At 36.6% G+C, this 15,248-nt stretch carries 13 protein-coding genes; 3 read left to right on the top strand and 10 right to left on the bottom strand.

Translation table 11 applies throughout. From position 1 onward, the window contains the following. Positions 1 to 98: 98 nt before the first annotated feature. The 8 genes from Q4503_RS02555 to Q4503_RS02520 form a co-directional block, all read right to left on the bottom strand. A complete protein-coding gene (locus Q4503_RS02555; protein ID WP_303601302.1) occupies positions 99 to 611 on the bottom strand; it encodes a nitrous oxide reductase accessory protein NosL in 513 nt (170 codons plus the stop codon). 41 nt (positions 612 to 652) lie between these two features. Further along, a complete protein-coding gene (locus tag Q4503_RS02550; protein WP_215973538.1) occupies positions 653 to 1,471 on the bottom strand; it encodes an ABC transporter permease in 819 nt (272 codons plus the stop codon). After that, positions 1,471 to 2,418, bottom strand: coding sequence for an ABC transporter ATP-binding protein (locus Q4503_RS02545; protein WP_215973537.1), 948 nt, complete (start codon positions 2,416 to 2,418; stop codon positions 1,471 to 1,473). The genes Q4503_RS02550 and Q4503_RS02545 overlap by 1 nt, the downstream gene beginning before the upstream one ends. A 22-nt stretch (positions 2,419 to 2,440) precedes the next feature. Continuing rightward, positions 2,441 to 3,802 (bottom strand): nitrous oxide reductase family maturation protein NosD, encoded by a 1,362-nt coding sequence (locus tag Q4503_RS02540; protein WP_303601301.1) that lies wholly within the window; start codon positions 3,800 to 3,802, stop codon positions 2,441 to 2,443. Between the two features lie 102 nt (positions 3,803 to 3,904). Then, on the bottom strand, positions 3,905 to 5,125 hold the full coding sequence (locus Q4503_RS02535; RefSeq protein WP_303601300.1) for an Nramp family divalent metal transporter: 1,221 nt from the start codon (positions 5,123 to 5,125) through the stop codon (positions 3,905 to 3,907). A 632-nt stretch (positions 5,126 to 5,757) separates the two neighbouring features. Beyond that, positions 5,758 to 7,554, bottom strand: a complete 1,797-nt coding sequence (locus Q4503_RS02530) for an acyl-CoA dehydrogenase C-terminal domain-containing protein (protein WP_303601299.1) — start codon at positions 7,552 to 7,554, stop codon at positions 5,758 to 5,760. 225 nt (positions 7,555 to 7,779) lie between these two features. Further along, the gene (locus Q4503_RS02525; protein ID WP_303601298.1) at positions 7,780 to 9,762 is read right to left on the bottom strand and encodes a hypothetical protein; all 1,983 of its coding nucleotides are present in this window, start codon (positions 9,760 to 9,762) and stop codon (positions 7,780 to 7,782) included. A gap of 241 nt (positions 9,763 to 10,003) precedes the next feature. Further along, complete coding sequence (locus Q4503_RS02520) at positions 10,004 to 10,429, bottom strand: DUF3010 family protein (protein ID WP_215973531.1); 426 nt, start codon at positions 10,427 to 10,429, stop codon at positions 10,004 to 10,006. A gap of 147 nt (positions 10,430 to 10,576) precedes the next feature. Between Q4503_RS02520 and Q4503_RS02515 the strand changes: the two genes are divergently transcribed. Together Q4503_RS02515 and Q4503_RS02510 are read left to right on the top strand one after the other, a co-directional pair. Further along, positions 10,577 to 11,302: an SDR family NAD(P)-dependent oxidoreductase gene (locus Q4503_RS02515; protein WP_215973530.1), complete on the top strand. Its 726-nt coding sequence runs from the start codon at positions 10,577 to 10,579 to the stop codon at positions 11,300 to 11,302. A 15-nt stretch (positions 11,303 to 11,317) separates the two neighbouring features. After that, entirely contained in the window at positions 11,318 to 12,214 is an 897-nt protein-coding gene (locus Q4503_RS02510) for an amidohydrolase (RefSeq protein WP_215973529.1), read from the top strand. Positions 12,215 to 12,225: 11 nt separating this feature from the next. Here the strand turns inward: Q4503_RS02510 and Q4503_RS02505 are convergent, their stop codons facing one another. Further along, positions 12,226 to 13,401 carry a mandelate racemase/muconate lactonizing enzyme family protein gene (locus Q4503_RS02505; protein ID WP_215973528.1) on the bottom strand — a complete coding sequence of 392 codons (1,176 nt, stop codon included), beginning with the start codon at positions 13,399 to 13,401 and terminating at the stop codon, positions 12,226 to 12,228. 114 nt (positions 13,402 to 13,515) lie between these two features. Then, positions 13,516 to 14,286: a class II aldolase/adducin family protein gene (locus Q4503_RS02500; protein ID WP_215973527.1), complete on the bottom strand. Its 771-nt coding sequence runs from the start codon at positions 14,284 to 14,286 to the stop codon at positions 13,516 to 13,518. A 164-nt stretch (positions 14,287 to 14,450) separates the two neighbouring features. Between Q4503_RS02500 and Q4503_RS02495 the strand changes: the two genes are divergently transcribed. Continuing rightward, the gene (locus Q4503_RS02495; RefSeq protein ID WP_303601297.1) at positions 14,451 to 15,227 is read left to right on the top strand and encodes an NRDE family protein; all 777 of its coding nucleotides are present in this window, start codon (positions 14,451 to 14,453) and stop codon (positions 15,225 to 15,227) included. The last annotated feature ends 21 nt before the right edge of the window (positions 15,228 to 15,248 follow it).

The following is a 15,248-nucleotide window of genomic DNA, read 5'->3' as shown; positions in this document are numbered from 1 at the left end:
GAAGAACCTGCCTTAGCCTAGCAAGTTCTTCAATAACTATAAAGCAGTGATTTATTTAATAAAACATAAATACGGGGATTCTAATATAATAATTGATATTACATTAACGTATTCAGGTTAATATCTTCAAAACTATTTACTTGCCCACCAAACTCTTTGGCAAAAGCTTCCGCATCAGCTTTCTGGCTAAAGCTAGCTAAGGTTCTCCCCATTGCCCCCATTTTGTCTGAACCAGCTACATACCATGCAGTTTTCGCATCAATAAAATATTTATCATTAATACTGTCACTGCCCCATGGCATTTTACTCATGTCATGTACTAACATCTGAGCAACATTACGGGTGTTTTCTGGATCTAAATAATAGCTAAACATATCTTGCGTAGAGCAGAATTTAAAAACTTTATCGTCTTGCTCTTTACGAAAAACTTCACCTTTAGGGCCGTCAAATCGTGTAATAAGCATGCCACATAAATGGCATTCATCACTTGATTCCATCGCGACTGCTTGGTGTATAACTTTTTGTTGGTCTGAATTATCAGAGCAAGACATCACCAAAGGAGTGGTTAGTGTAAGCGCTGTAATTAACGCCAATAGTTTGTACTGTTTCATGGTCAATATTCTCAGTAAATAAGGATTATTAACAACCCTAGTTAAAGTGTCTTTTTCTTAAAAATAAATATAGCTAATGCTAAAGGAATAATAACCCAAGCAATTAACGCTAAAAATAATGATGTGTAAGATAAACTGGCATTAGTAGCAATAGATAGCACACCACTAACATTACGATTATCTAGGCCGATAAAATTCACAAGACGAAAAATATCCGTTGGGTTTAACATCAATAATTGTATTAAACCTTGTGGTGTTATCGCTTCTTCAACTCCCACTAATAAAGCAAGCAAAACAAGGTCAAAAGCGAGAGAAAATAAGAACCAAGTCATCAAGGAAAAGCCGACAGCTTTTGACTTTTCTGCCACAGAAAGACTGATAACATAAGAAATAGCGGTAAAACTTAGGCCTAATAAAGTAGCGCTGATAATAAATAAGCCAAAGGTATTCAATATATTTAAATCACCCAGTTGCCCATATAAAATCATAGCTGGAACACCAAAACCCACGAGGATAGCGAGGGTTATAATTCCACCTTGGCCAATAAACTTACCAAGTAATAATTGGCTTTTACTTAACGGATAAGTGAGTAATAAAAGTAGAGTACCGCTTTCTTGCTCGCCAACGAAGCTGTCATAACTTAATAACAAGGCAATTAACGGGATAAGCAAGGCGCTCAGGCTTGCTAAACTAGCAAGCGTGGTTGATAACGAAGCAACCCCAACGGCACCCGATGCTGCAGCGCCAAAGTAAGTTAAGCCAGTAGACAATAGCGCAAAAATTAGCGTTATAGCAACCAACCAACGGTTTCTGAGGCCATCATGAAACTCCTTATTGGCCACCGTAAATATTTGATGCATTAACTCGGTGCTCCATTATCTTTTGCCTTTAATGTGAGCTCATGCACTGAAATAAAGTGCTGATATACTTGTTCTAAATTTGCTGATTCTATTTCAATATCCTTAAGTCCTTCCATGTTAATTAACTGCTTTAATACCTTTATTTTTTCATGCGCTGGCACTTTTAGTGTATTAGAGCAAACATTGCTTAAGTACTGTGTTAAATGACTGTTTTGAGCAATAGCGTAATTTATTCCCGACGACTTAATAATAACAGGTAGCTCAGCTTGCTTACGTAATGCTTGCAATGTTCCTAGAGCGAGTAGCTTTCCAGAAGATAAAATCATTGCTCGGTCAATATGCTGTTCTACACCTGGCAGTACATGAGAACATAAGATAACACTGCTGCCAGTCGACTTAAGTTGGTCCACTGTTTTATAGAAGTCTTGAGTAGCGACGGGATCAAGGCCAACCGTTGGTTCATCTAACAGCAAAAGCTTTGGTCTATTGATAAATGCTTGCGCTAATCCAAGCCTTTGACGCATGCCCTTTGAGTATGTTTTTACCTGACGGTGTATTGCTTCAGTAATGCCTACTTGTTCTAATAAATCTATTGCCTGCTTTCTACTATCTTTGTTGGTAGGGCTTTTTAACTTAACAAAATAAGTCAGTACTTCTAGCCCTGTTAACTGCTCATAAAAACTAACATTTTCAGGTAAATATCCTACCTTATTTCGACAATGCCAAGCTTCTTTTAAATCAGGTGCCATTCCCATCACTTCTACTTTGCCATAGCTTGGTGAAATAACACCAAGAATTAGCTTCATCATAGTCGTTTTACCAGCACCATTATGACCAAACAAGCCAAGCACTTCGCCTTCATTCAACGACATATTTATCGCGTTTAATGCGTTAAGTTGGCCATAAGACTTTCCTGCTTCAACTAATGAAACTAGCGGGGAGCTCATATTATCTTTCCTATGCTTGTCATTATTGAACAGTCTTTGGCGTTAACTGATTAACGGATAATGAATTATCACTCGGTTTTTCTTGATAAAAATAAGGCTTCATTAATGGGTAACTATCGGTGACTCCCGGTGACTTTAAGACTGGAAATTGTTTCTGTACCCAACGTAAAATTACGATAGCAGGGCTATCCATTATCATTTTCATTTCTGGGTATTGCCATACTAATTGATCAATACCGTCATTAGGCTCAAAAATAGTATCACCGATGCCGTCTTTATCTATATCCCAGCCAAGATAGCTACTCCAGTAATTACCACGACCGTCTTTACTCCATTCTTGTTCGGTATTCGATACATACTTCACAGGTGTTGGATTATTAATAAAATTGTTGCCATAAACTTGCATGTTTTCTGAACCTGCCGTTAAATGAATGCCTATTTCGGTGGTATCAACAGTATTATTCTCTAATACGTTAGCACTTGAGTTATAAACAAAAAAACCTTTACCGGCGCGCCCTGCCATTACATTTTCAGGCTTAGTCCATACATTTTTGATGTAATTATCACTAAGAATAGATTCATCCAAGAAATTTAATAAAAACCCGTAATCTTCACTGCTGGTGACTTTATTACCTGTAACCGTTAAACGACTAGAGCTCATTAAAGCATAACCTGCCCGAGTGTTGTAAGCAGTATTATCCTTCACGACATTATCGTTAGAATTCATGTAATGAATACCATAACGTAGGTTATGCACAGTGTTTTTTTCTATTAGATTATGCTGACTCGCGATAACATAAATGCCATCACGTACTTCAGAGACGTCATTATTAACAATATGACTATGAGTTATATTAGTCGCTTGTATGCCATTACCTCTTTTAGCGGAAGGTAATGATAAATTACCATTCACTTTATTATTAACTATCGTTGCCTTAGTCGCATGATTGAGCCAAATCCCAAAGCCATCTCCTGACAAACTATTATTTTTAATAACTAAGCCCACAGCTCTTTCATTGATTCTTTGGTTATTAACGTAAATACCTGAATTTTCTTTATCAAGATCAGCCCCCCAATTAATAATATTTAGGCTATCAATGGTGATATAAGAATTTTTTAGTACAAGCCCATGTCCGTGGCCTTGAGCGTCAATGACGGTTCCGTTTTCGCCACGCAAGGTAATTTGTTTAGCAATAATAAAGTTACCTAGGTATTTCCCAGCCGACAAGGTAATAACATCACCATTTTGACTGGCGTCAAGCACGTTTTGTAAATCGTCATCCACAGTAACAAGTGTTGCTTTAGCAAAGCTATATTGGCTATAGCTAGCTATAACCAATAGTAGTACTAGCAAGAACGATGGTCTTTTTTTAAAGCCTAGCAAGGTGAGCTCTTCACTGAGTTTTTATATGTTAATAGCATAACATTTATAACTAATTAGCTGTTGATCTTAAATAAAGAACCGACAAATTACCGTTCTAAATTTTTATAAAAAACCAAACGCTGACATTAAGCTTCGGCCACTTAGTAATAGTGAAACAAAAACAACGATTGCCCCAAGGGTATTTTGCCAAATATTGTTTTTATGCTCGCCAAGCACCTTCGTATTCATTATCCATAATAGAAAGATTGTCACTATAGGAAGTAAAATACCATTGGCTATTTGTGCAAACCAAATGACGGCAATTGGTTTATAACCTAAGCTGGAGCCTAGCACTCCTAAAAATAGTACCACTATCCAGATAGCTTTAAAGCTATTAGAATGTAAATCCTTACTTGAATTTAAAATACCACTCAAGGCAAAGGCTGCCGCTAATGGCGCTGTAACTGCTGACGAAATTCCTGAAGCAAACAGTCCAATACCAATGAAAATACTCGCCATTTCACCAAACAGGGGCTTTAATGCTGGCGCTATGTCTGCTGCTGACGCTATTGATACCTGCGAACCAAAAAAAGCAGTAGCGGCTGTAGATAGAATAGCCATAGAAATTAAGCCACCAAGCGGAAGTGAAATATACAAATCTTTTCTCGCTTGTGGTAAATCACTAACGACATGCCATTTTTTACTCACACTTGAAGCGTGTAAAAATAAATTGTAGGGCACAATAGTTGAACCTATTAATGCAATAACAGTTAACGTAGCACCATCAGGTATAATTGGTTTAAATAACCCCGACAATAAAACCATTACATCGGGTTTTGTTAACAAAAAGGTGATAATGAACGCTAAACTCATTATTGACACTAACAAAATAAGTGCAGTTTCAATAAGCTTATAGCTACCTGAAATTAATAAGAAAAAGGCAATAGCACCAATGAGAATTGAAAACACTGTTTGAGCAGAACTAAATTTTACACCTATGTCTTCAAAAATCCCCACCAACCCTAAGCTAGCACCAGAAATATTACCACTTTGATAAGCACTGTTACCCACCACAATAGCAGACAGTACTAAGGCAATAGCCAAGCCTCTTAATAAAGGATTTGTACAGGCTTCACGGATATTTTCACCTAAGCCTTTTTGGGTAACAATACCTAAACGAGCCGTCATTTCTTGTAAAATTAACGTTGCAAGGACTGAAAATAGCAATGCCCATAATAAAGCGAAGCCATAATCAGCACCTGCAATAGAAGCGGTAATAACTGTGCCTGGGCCAATAAAGGCGGCGGTGACTAAAAATGCGGGACCGATTTGAGGAAGTTTCATTGTTATTCATGATCTTTGTTATTTATTTTGATCACAGCATACTTATTATTTCAAAAAATAAAACAAAAAATCTTAATACTTTTTACTAAAATCACCTTAATCATTAATCTTTAAACCTTCTTAATTTAGCTCACAGTGGTCTGTTCTACTATTCAACGGAAAGCTTTATGTATAATTTTGATTTTATTATTGATACTAGCTGAACAGGATGCCTGTTAGTTGACAAGTTATCCGCTTGTGGTAAATACTAATTTTTTTATTAGAAGCTGGCTCTAAAGATAGTCACTGGAACATTCGTATGCCGATAGGGGTTATCGAATGAATCAAAGATAAGGTTCGTAATTGGCAATTTCACTCTGCATCTGAATCATCAAAAAATAATACCAGTTTCATTAATTAGGTGAACAATTTTATACGTAGAAAAAATTAACAAATACAAGGCATTTATTTCAATAACTCGTTGTGCTAATTATTAAATAAATAACGATGTAGTTGGTGATTGTAGCAAGTAGAAATGATCACATAGCTAGTGAGATTGGTATAATAGATAAATATTAGTCGTATAGTGGCTATATTAATACAAAAAAGGGAAGCATATAGCTTCCCTTTTTTAGATAACACTGCAGATATACTTAGAAAATAAATTCTTCACTATCTAATGCCATCATTGATTCAGCACCATTAGCTACACAAGCTGCATGGCCGTTTGCTCTTGGTAAAATGCGTTGAAAATAGAAACGAGCTGTTTTAATTTTAGCTTGATAGAAAGCTTTGTCATCATCACTCGCTGCTAATTTATCTTGCGCTACTTTCGCCATTTTTGCCCAGAAATAAGCCAAGGTTAAATAACCTGAGTACATCAAGTAATCTACCGATGCCGCACCAATTTCATCAGGGTTCTGCATTGCTTTCAAACCTAAGGTTTCAGTCATTTTCTGCCAATCACCACCAAAGGTCATAATAGGTTGAATGAATTCTTGCATCGCTTCATCACCTGCATTGGCAACACAGAATGCGGTAACTTCAGCGCCAAACGGCTTCAATATTTCACCTTTAGAGCCTAAAATCTTACGTGCTAATAAATCAAGTGCTTGAATACCGGTAGTACCTTCGTATAAGCAGCTAATTTTAGTATCACGCATTAACTGTTCCATGCCCCACTCTTTAATAAAGCCATGACCGCCAAATACTTGTACCCCATGACTTGTACATTCTAAGCCTAGCTCAGTTAAGAAGGCTTTAGCAATAGGTGTTAATAGCGCTAATTTACTTTCGGCTATTGCTTTTTCAGCTTCATCTTTACTTGCATGACCAATATCAACTAATTGCGCTAAATAACCAATTAATGCTCGGCCACCTTCAGCAATAGATTTTTGTGTTAGTAGCATACGACGAACATCTGGATGAACGATAATAGGATCGGCTGGTCCGTTTGGATTTTTCACACCTGATAAAGAACGCATTTGTAATCTATCTTGAGCGTAAGCTAATGCCCCTTGGAAAGACGCATCTGCTGCTGCAACCCCTTCACTAGCAACACCTAAACGTGCAGCATTCATAAAAGTAAACATGCAATTTAAACCACGGTTAATTTCACCAATTAAATAGCCTTTTGCGCCATCAAAATTGATCACACACGTAGCGTTCGCATTGATACCCATTTTGTGTTCAATTGAACCACAAGTTACCGCATTTCTATCGCTGACTTCACCAGTGTCAGTTACATTGAATTTAGGCACTATAAACAATGAGATACCACGACTTCCTTCTGGAGAGCCTGGAATTCTGGCGATAACTATATGAACAATATTGTCAGATAAATCATGCTCCCCCGCTGAAATAAAGATTTTTGTTCCGGTTATCGCATAGCTACCATCATCATTGAGCTCTGCTTTTGTACGTAACATACCTAAGTCTGTACCACAATGAGGTTCAGTTAAACACATAGTGCCTGTCCAAGTACCTTCAACCAATTTAGGTATAAAAGTATTTTTTTGAACTTCGCTTCCATGCTCTTCAATTGTTGCTAAAGCACCATGACTTAAGCCGGGGTACATAGCAAAGCTATGGTTAGCAGCAGAAAAAAATTCATTTAACGCAGTATTCAATGAATGAGGTAAACCTTGTCCACCAAAATCAACGTTTTGTGCTAATGTTGGCCAACCACCTTCAACGTACTGCTGATAAGCTTCTTTAAAACCATCAGGAGTGGTTACTACGCCATCATTCCAGGTACAACCTTGCTCATCACCAGTTTTATTAATAGGTGCAATAACTTGCTCGGTGAATTTAGCAGCTTCACTCATAATAGCATCAACCATATCAAGGCTAGCATCTTCATAACCTAATTTTTGATAATGACTGTCGCAATCAAGTAGTTCTTGCATGACAAACTTCATGTCTCTAATCGGTGCTTTATATTCTGGCATAGTGCTTCTCCAATATTTATTTTTGTCAATTTATAATAGCTGACACAAATGGTCAGTGGTCTGACCTCAAACAGTTGTTTGATTAAATCATGTTCTTCACTTTTTTGAAAGAAGATTTTCGTCCATATTGACTGTTTTTTATACGTACTGGTTATTAGCCTACGCTTAAGAAACAAAAAAGGAGCAAAATGCTCCTTTCATAATTAGAATAGTAAAAGAATACTATTAGGGAATAGTGACTAGCTCTATTTGAGAATCAAGCTCACCATCACTTGACGAATCAACATAAATAATTAAACGTTGATCATCTCCTGATAACCTAAGGTTTGCTGGCTGACTTCCTTGAGTATAGGTGGTCGATGAAATTGTTTGGTGGTTATCATAAACATCTAAGTAGAAGCCAAGTTCATTAGCACTATTAAATCTGTAATAATTTGGCTGATCATTACTATTTTTAACTAACGATAGTGTCACAACACTTTCGCTGGCTTCTAATAAACCATTATCGACAAAGTTATCACCATCAAAACTGATCCATTCGCTACTTTGACTAAGCGCATAAATATTCGCTTCATCACTCGTCACCATAAAATCGAAAATAACCTGGTCATCAGCTAATAATTCTGGATGATACTCATGCGTTAACGAAACTGAGACTTTATCATCACCAAAGTCATTTACTTGTGGAATATAGCGTTTAAAGCTTGCCGTACTATTATCTAAAGCAAACAGTGTATTAGCTTGAGACGCGACAGCTAATTTACTGACAAGAAACGCATTGGGAGCATCCCAAAACAGTACATTAAGATTTTCATCCGCAAACTCAAATGCTTGTGTTATGACAAAATAACGCCCTGACAAACGAACAATAGCGATTGGTTCACTAATGATGTCTGTGTCAATAATTTCAGTAATGCTGTAATCGTCAAGTGAAACACTATAGCGATGAACCACTTCAGTGCTAGTTTCATCTTCTTGTGTCACTATTTCAGTGGCTTTTACCAACAAATAATCACCATTGGGATGTATGATTAATTGCTCGAGGATAGTGCCTTCTGGAGATATTTCTACACTGGATTCAAGCTCACCAGTATATTGATGGTAAGTAAGTAGCTCATTTCCTACACCAAGATAAAAAACAGGCTTTAATGGGGAAGTTACGATTTCACTACTATTGATAGCCAACGGCGTAATAACGTTATTACTTACATCTTGGCTACTGTTATAAAAATTGATAGTAATCGTTTCACTGATCGCTGCTATACCGGAGTCAGCAGAAATAGTCACTTGAGCCGATGAATTATTATTCGCTGATGCAAGGCTTGCATCAGCCGTTATTGTTAATTGCTCATTATTGTCTTTTGTTAACGTCAGCCAATTCGCGTCAGTTGTCGCTGTCCAGCTAATATCTAAATCAGCATTATTACTAACTGATACCGTTTTTTCTAATGTTGAAATACTATTGGTTGCACTTAAGGCCACTGCAGTTTGATCGGCAAGTAAATAAACATTATCTAACGCCACTTCTACTGGCACTAGCTTTATTTCACCTGAATCTATATCCGTTAATATAATATTACCTTGTTGTAAACCTGGCTCAGTAAATTCACTGATATCAGGAGTGACGACTATTTCTGTTTCACCAATGCCAGAGGTAATATCTAATGACAACCAGTCAACATCGGTACTTGCTGTCCATTCTTTCTCTTCAGTTAAGATAGAAATACTTTGTGCAGGAATAGTTTCATCACCAAAAGTACCGCTATAGCTAACTTTTTCAGTATCTACCGCTAAATTCCAAATTAGTAACGAAATATCAATATCATGAAAAGCAAACTTACTCGAGTCTTCATTACTTGTCGCTAATCGTAATGTAGTGTTATAGGTATCAGTAAGTAAGAATTGAGCATTAATAACATCAATAAAAACAGTGGCTGAATTCTCGGTAACGTTTTCAGTTCGATATTCTAACCACGGCGCAGAAATGGCTTCAGGAGAAAAGCCGACTAAAACACCGTCACCAACAAAACTTACATTTATTGCAATGCTCTCTGTTGACTCTTGTAAAAACTCATTACTAAAACTCACTTCACTTACATCAGCAGAAATAGAAAAAACAGTTTTATCTTCTGAGCTGCCACAAGCTTGAAGCATAATAACAGTGGTTAGTAATATTACTTTATAAAGTTGACGCATTGGTTCCTTCATAACAATTCCTAAAGCTAACACCTAAAGTTAAGTGGTTTTTATTATTTTATAATAGCTACGTAGTTGATTCAGAATTCATCATTTAATTTTAAATCACTTGATGTAAGTTAGGTTCGAGGCTCGATCAAAGAACTAATATAATATTCTAGACAAAAAATCGAGATTCTCTTCCATCCTACAAAGACGCAAATTTTTTATTTATATTTTACAAAAGTTATCATACTAATAATGATAAAACTATTTAATGGCCTTCTAAGAAAGCAAATACAGTTTCAAAAGCCTGCTCTTGATATTGTTTTAAACCTGTATCACGAAAGTCGATATCTATTTGGCTTTTTGACAGTTCTTTTTTAATAAAGCTACCGGCTAAAATTTGCACATTAAGATCTTGTATTAATTGGATTGCCGCTTCTACTTTGAAACCAATAGGTCCGCCAGCAAACTTACCTTTTAACGCGCGTCCTCGAATAATTACATCGGTTACTTGATAATCTTCCATTAACTTAGCAAACGTAAATTGGAATTTCTTTACTTCTTCCGCATCACCCGCATTATCTAAGGCTAATTTTTGTACGCGTGTATGAGGAATATCATACAAGCTATTTTCTTTGGACATAATACAAATGATTGCTTCATTGCTTTTTATTTCTACACCACATGCTTTCATAACAAATTCTCAACTGACTTAATTACTGCCATTATAACGAAATAGCAGGCAGAAGAAACGAAATAATAGTTAGAAGAAAATGGAAGTCACTTAACGATAACGGTATGATTTAATTTCAAAGCGTGATTAACAACAAAGTGAAGATTAATGAAAAAGGTTTGTATTATAACTGGCGGCAGTTCAGGTATAGGTTTAAGCATAGTTAAGTTATTTTTAAAGCATGATTATCTAGTTTTCAATCTAGATTTAACACCTTCAACATTAGGCGAGTTTTGTTTATGTGATGTTACTAATATTGAACAAATCACTAGTATTATTAGCCAAATAAGCCAACTGCATACTATTGACGTACTAGTGTCGAACGCAGGTATTCACTTTTCTGCGAACATTGAAAATACTAGCGAAGCTGATTTTGATAAGGTAATCGGCATCAATGTGAAAGGTGCATTTGCGGCAATAAAAGCGGTGTTACCTAATATGAAAAGTAATAACAATGGCGCGATTATATTAATGTCTTCTGATCAAGCTCTCATTGCTAAGCACAATTCTTTTGCTTATAACTTAAGTAAAAGTGCGCTTGCTTCCATGGCAAAAACAACCGCATTAGATTACGCTCAGTTTAATATTCGAGCGAATGCTGTCTGCCCTGGTACCATTGAAACACCGTTATATCATCAAGCTATTGACAATTATTGCCAGAAATCTGGAGCAGATAAAGCAGACGTTCATCGCGAAGAAGCAAGCTTACAGCCACTAAACCGCTTAGGACAACCTGACGAAGTGGCTGAATTAGTATTCTTTTTAGCTTCAGATAAAGCTAAGTTTATTACAGGAAGTTTACAGGTTATTGATGGTGGTTACACAGCACAATAGCTTAGAGCAGAAAACATGAAAATTATTGACCCACATCTGCATTTATTCGACTTAGCACAAGGTGATTATCATTGGTTAAAACCGGATCATCCGCCTTTTTGGCCTGATAAGTCTGCTATTAATCAAACCTTTGAAGAAAGTGATTTGGCCCTTGAGCCTACGTTTACGTTAGCTGGCTTTATTCATATTGAAGCAGGGTTTGATAATTCCCAACCTTGGCGAGAATTAATCACTTTAGAGCAAAATTGCAAACAACCTTTTCGAGCGATAGCTGCGATTGATTTAACACTAACTAACCAAGGATTTAATGACTGTTTAACAAAACTAACCGCCCTACAATCTTTTGTTGGGGTTCGTCATATATTAGATGATGATACGCTGCCATTACTAACAAACAAGCAAGTATTAACAAACTTCAGCCAACTTAATAATGCTGCTAAACAGCAAAATAAAACACTGATTTTTGAAGCACAATTATCATTAATTAATTCAACCTCAGTAAGTTCGTTATGTGATGTGATTAATGATAATGCTAATATTTCCTTTATTATTAACCATGCAGGCTTTCCCCCAACCGACATACAAAGTGTTGAATGGCAATATTGGCAAAGTAACTTGCTTAAACTATCGAGCTATCCTCATGTTGCAATAAAATGTTCCGGCTGGGAGATGAGTGACAGAAATTATAATCAAGCTTGGCTTACTCAAAGCTTAACAATAATTTTCGATATTTTTGGCCAAAATAGAATGCTGATGGCTAGTAATTTTCCGCTATGTTTGTTCAGTCATAACAGCTATCAAAATTATTGGTATTCGGTTATCGAGAGTGACTTTATTCAAGCATTATCAGCGCAAGAAAAAAGCGCATTGTGTTATGACAATGCGCTTCGTTGGTATGCTATAAGTTGTTAATAATTTAGCAATTATTTAATAGTAACATGTGGTGAACGTTTCACTATTTCATCATTCAGTTCAATGCCAATTCCCGGCACTTCAGTTACTTGAAAGAAGCCATCGACTGGCTGAGGATCTTGTAAGCATAATTCACGGTTCCAATCTTTAATTGCATAAGTATGATGTTCATGAATTAAGAAATTAGGAATCGCAGTTTCTAAATGCAATGATGCTGCCGTTGCTACTGGGCCACCACATACATGGGCTTGAATACGAATATCATAAACATCTGCATAATCGCACACTTTTTTAGCTTCAGTGAAGCCGCCACACAAGCCAACATCAGGTTGTAAAACATCAATACTTTGATCTTCAAAATAAGGACGCACATCCCAGCGATGATACAAACGCTCTCCACCAGCAATAGGTACATTCACATTATCAGAAACTTTTTTATGAACAGCAGAATTTAAGTAATTTACCGGCTCTTCGTACATCATACAATCAACTTCTTCGACAATAGCGCCCATTTGAATGGCAGAAGCAGCCCCCATAAGTGAATGAGATTCAAAAATTATATCAACATCTGGTCCAACTGCATCACGAATAGCACGTAATCGATCGCCAAAAAGGCGCATTTGTGGTCGAGTAAAAAGCTTGGTTCTGTCAAATGAAGAACTACCATCTTTGTTATACACAATCGGGTCAACTTTAACCGCATCATAACCTTCACTAACCGCTTTTAAAGCAGCTTGTGCATATTCTTCAGGCTCAATAAGTTTTTTAATATCGCTATCCCAATCAAATTGTAATTGGCTAGCATAGGTACGTAACTTGTCATTTACTTTACCACCCAATAACTGATAAACCGGGACGCCTAATGCCTTAGCTTTTATATCCCACAAAGCAGTATCTATTGCACTCATCGCTGAATACAATACAGGTCCGCCACCTAAGCCCCAAAAACTTTCTCTGAGCATACGTGACCATAACAATTCAGTATTAAAAGGATTAAAACCAATTAACACCGCTTCCGAAATTTCTTTCAGCATTGCTGCTGCTGCGCTGTGCCCCCAATCATAAGCCAAACCAGCTTCACCAACGCCACTTATCCCTTCATCAGTATGAATACGTACAAAAACAGGATTCCACGCAGGACGTTTTGGGCAATGAATATCAAATACTTCAATATGAGTAATTTTCATTTTTATCTCTTTTAATAAGTTTATTTATCTTTATCTTAAAACTAACGACTAAACCATTAACTACCAGCGTTAAGCTGTATGATTCAATTTGAACGAAAAAGCACGGAATTGACGTTAATCAGCAAAATCTGGATATTTGCGATACACTCGACGTAACATTGCTGGCCAAGCAGTTTCACCACCGGTTTTTCCTGTATGTACAATATTAGCTTGTGCTTTAATGCCATCAATAATACTTTGCGGCGCATAAATAGGTTTCATATCTGTTGCCATTACTTGTAACTGTATTTGGCATGCTCGCGTTAAGTCATACATATGCATAAACGCATCACCAATGGTTTTGCCCATGGTCAGTGCACCATGATTACGCAGTAACATAAAGTTTTTATCACCTAAGTCCTCTTGAATCCTTAACTTCTCTTCATGATTAACCGCTAAGCCTTCATAACCATGATAACTGAGTGACGCAAGCGCAAACATCGAATATTGACTTAAAGGTAATAAACCTTCTTCCAAGCTCGCTACCGCAATAGTTTCATTAGTATGCACATGCATAACACACATATCATCGTGCCGCGCTTCATGAGCAGCACTATGAATAGTAAAACCGGCAGGGTTGATGTCAAATGGGCAATCTTTATCAACAATATTACCGTTAATATCAATTTTGACTAAATTAGATGCGGTTACTTCTTCAAAAGCTAAACCAAAAGCATTAATTAAAATATGTTCACTATCTGGAATACGTGCCGAAATGTGAGTGTGGATTAAATCATCCCAACCGTGCATTACCATCAATCGGTAGCAGGCAGCTAAATCAACACGCGTTTGCCATTCTTGTGCTGAAACTTTATCTTTTAAATTTATCGGGGGAATTTCGAACATGTTCATGACCTAGTTGCGTTTCAATATATAAATTGAAGTATGTACACTGTAATACACAGAGTACAATATGAGAATTTCTTTATATTGAATACTACCTGAGCTAACACTCGGTATAAAGAAAGAGTTATCATAAGTTATAATTTCAAATTAAAAACAACCTTAATATGTGTATTTTATTTTTTGCCATTAAAGAACACCCTAAATACCCAGTGATTATTTGTGCTAACCGAGATGAAGTTCATCAAAGACCAACCCAAATGATGCATTGGTGGCCAGAAACAAAGCAACAAGCAAGTATTTTAGCTGGTAAAGACTTACAAGCAGGCGGCACTTGGCTAGGGTTAAATAAACAAGGTAGATTTAGTGCGCTTACTAATTTTCGCGAGCCACAGTTATTTGATAAAAATAAACAATCACGTGGTGATTTGGTAACACAAGCATTAGCTAAGCAAGATCAAGAAATAAATAAACAACTAGTGAATACTGCACATCAGTATAATGGCTTTAACCTAGTGTTTGGAAAACTCGACAACCTCACCTACTTTAATAGCACATCAAAAAAACAGCAAACATTAACGACTGGCTTTCATAGTTTATGTAATGGCGACTTAGACGATATTTGGCCTAAAATGGCTTTAGGACAAGAACAGCTTGCTACCGCAATACAGGAGTCTGCTAGTCAACTGTTGAATATCGATAACTTATTCACCCTGATGAAAAACAATCAACAAGCCGAAATAGAGAAATTACCTAAAACGGGGGTTCCATTAGATTGGGAGCAACGCCTTAGTTCGATTTTTATTGTATCGCCAGAGTATGGCACTCGTACTACTAATATAATCACCCAAGACAATCAAGGAAATATTTCTGTTTATGACAGGAGTTATGATGCTCAAGGAAAATGTGTAAAAGAGCAGCAATTCTCTATTCCAGCAACATAAATTACTTAAACGATGCATGCG

Source organism: Colwellia sp. 6_MG-2023 (assembly GCF_030547765.1).
Taxonomy (GTDB): Bacteria; Pseudomonadota; Gammaproteobacteria; order Enterobacterales; family Alteromonadaceae; genus Colwellia.
Note: the sequence above shows the minus strand (reverse complement) of the source record. Positions and strands in the feature narration are given on the sequence as shown.

Coding starts and splice junctions, on each gene's coding strand:
- Q4503_RS02495 (WP_303601297.1), top strand. CDS start 14,451: ATGTGTATTTTATTTTTTGCCATTAAAGAACACCCTAAATACCCAGTG.
- Q4503_RS02535 (WP_303601300.1), bottom strand. CDS start 5,125: ATGAAACTTCCTCAAATCGGTCCCGCATTTTTAGTCACCGCCGCCTTT.
- Q4503_RS02530 (WP_303601299.1), bottom strand. CDS start 7,554: ATGCCAGAATATAAAGCACCGATTAGAGACATGAAGTTTGTCATGCAA.
- Q4503_RS02505 (WP_215973528.1), bottom strand. CDS start 13,401: ATGAAAATTACTCATATTGAAGTATTTGATATTCATTGCCCAAAACGT.
- Q4503_RS02520 (WP_215973531.1), bottom strand. CDS start 10,429: ATGAAAGCATGTGGTGTAGAAATAAAAAGCAATGAAGCAATCATTTGT.
- Q4503_RS02525 (WP_303601298.1), bottom strand. CDS start 9,762: ATGAAGGAACCAATGCGTCAACTTTATAAAGTAATATTACTAACCACT.
- Q4503_RS02500 (WP_215973527.1), bottom strand. CDS start 14,286: ATGTTCGAAATTCCCCCGATAAATTTAAAAGATAAAGTTTCAGCACAA.
- Q4503_RS02545 (WP_215973537.1), bottom strand. CDS start 2,418: ATGAGCTCCCCGCTAGTTTCATTAGTTGAAGCAGGAAAGTCTTATGGC.
- Q4503_RS02550 (WP_215973538.1), bottom strand. CDS start 1,471: ATGCATCAAATATTTACGGTGGCCAATAAGGAGTTTCATGATGGCCTC.
- Q4503_RS02515 (WP_215973530.1), top strand. CDS start 10,577: ATGAAAAAGGTTTGTATTATAACTGGCGGCAGTTCAGGTATAGGTTTA.
- Q4503_RS02555 (WP_303601302.1), bottom strand. CDS start 611: ATGAAACAGTACAAACTATTGGCGTTAATTACAGCGCTTACACTAACC.
- Q4503_RS02510 (WP_215973529.1), top strand. CDS start 11,318: ATGAAAATTATTGACCCACATCTGCATTTATTCGACTTAGCACAAGGT.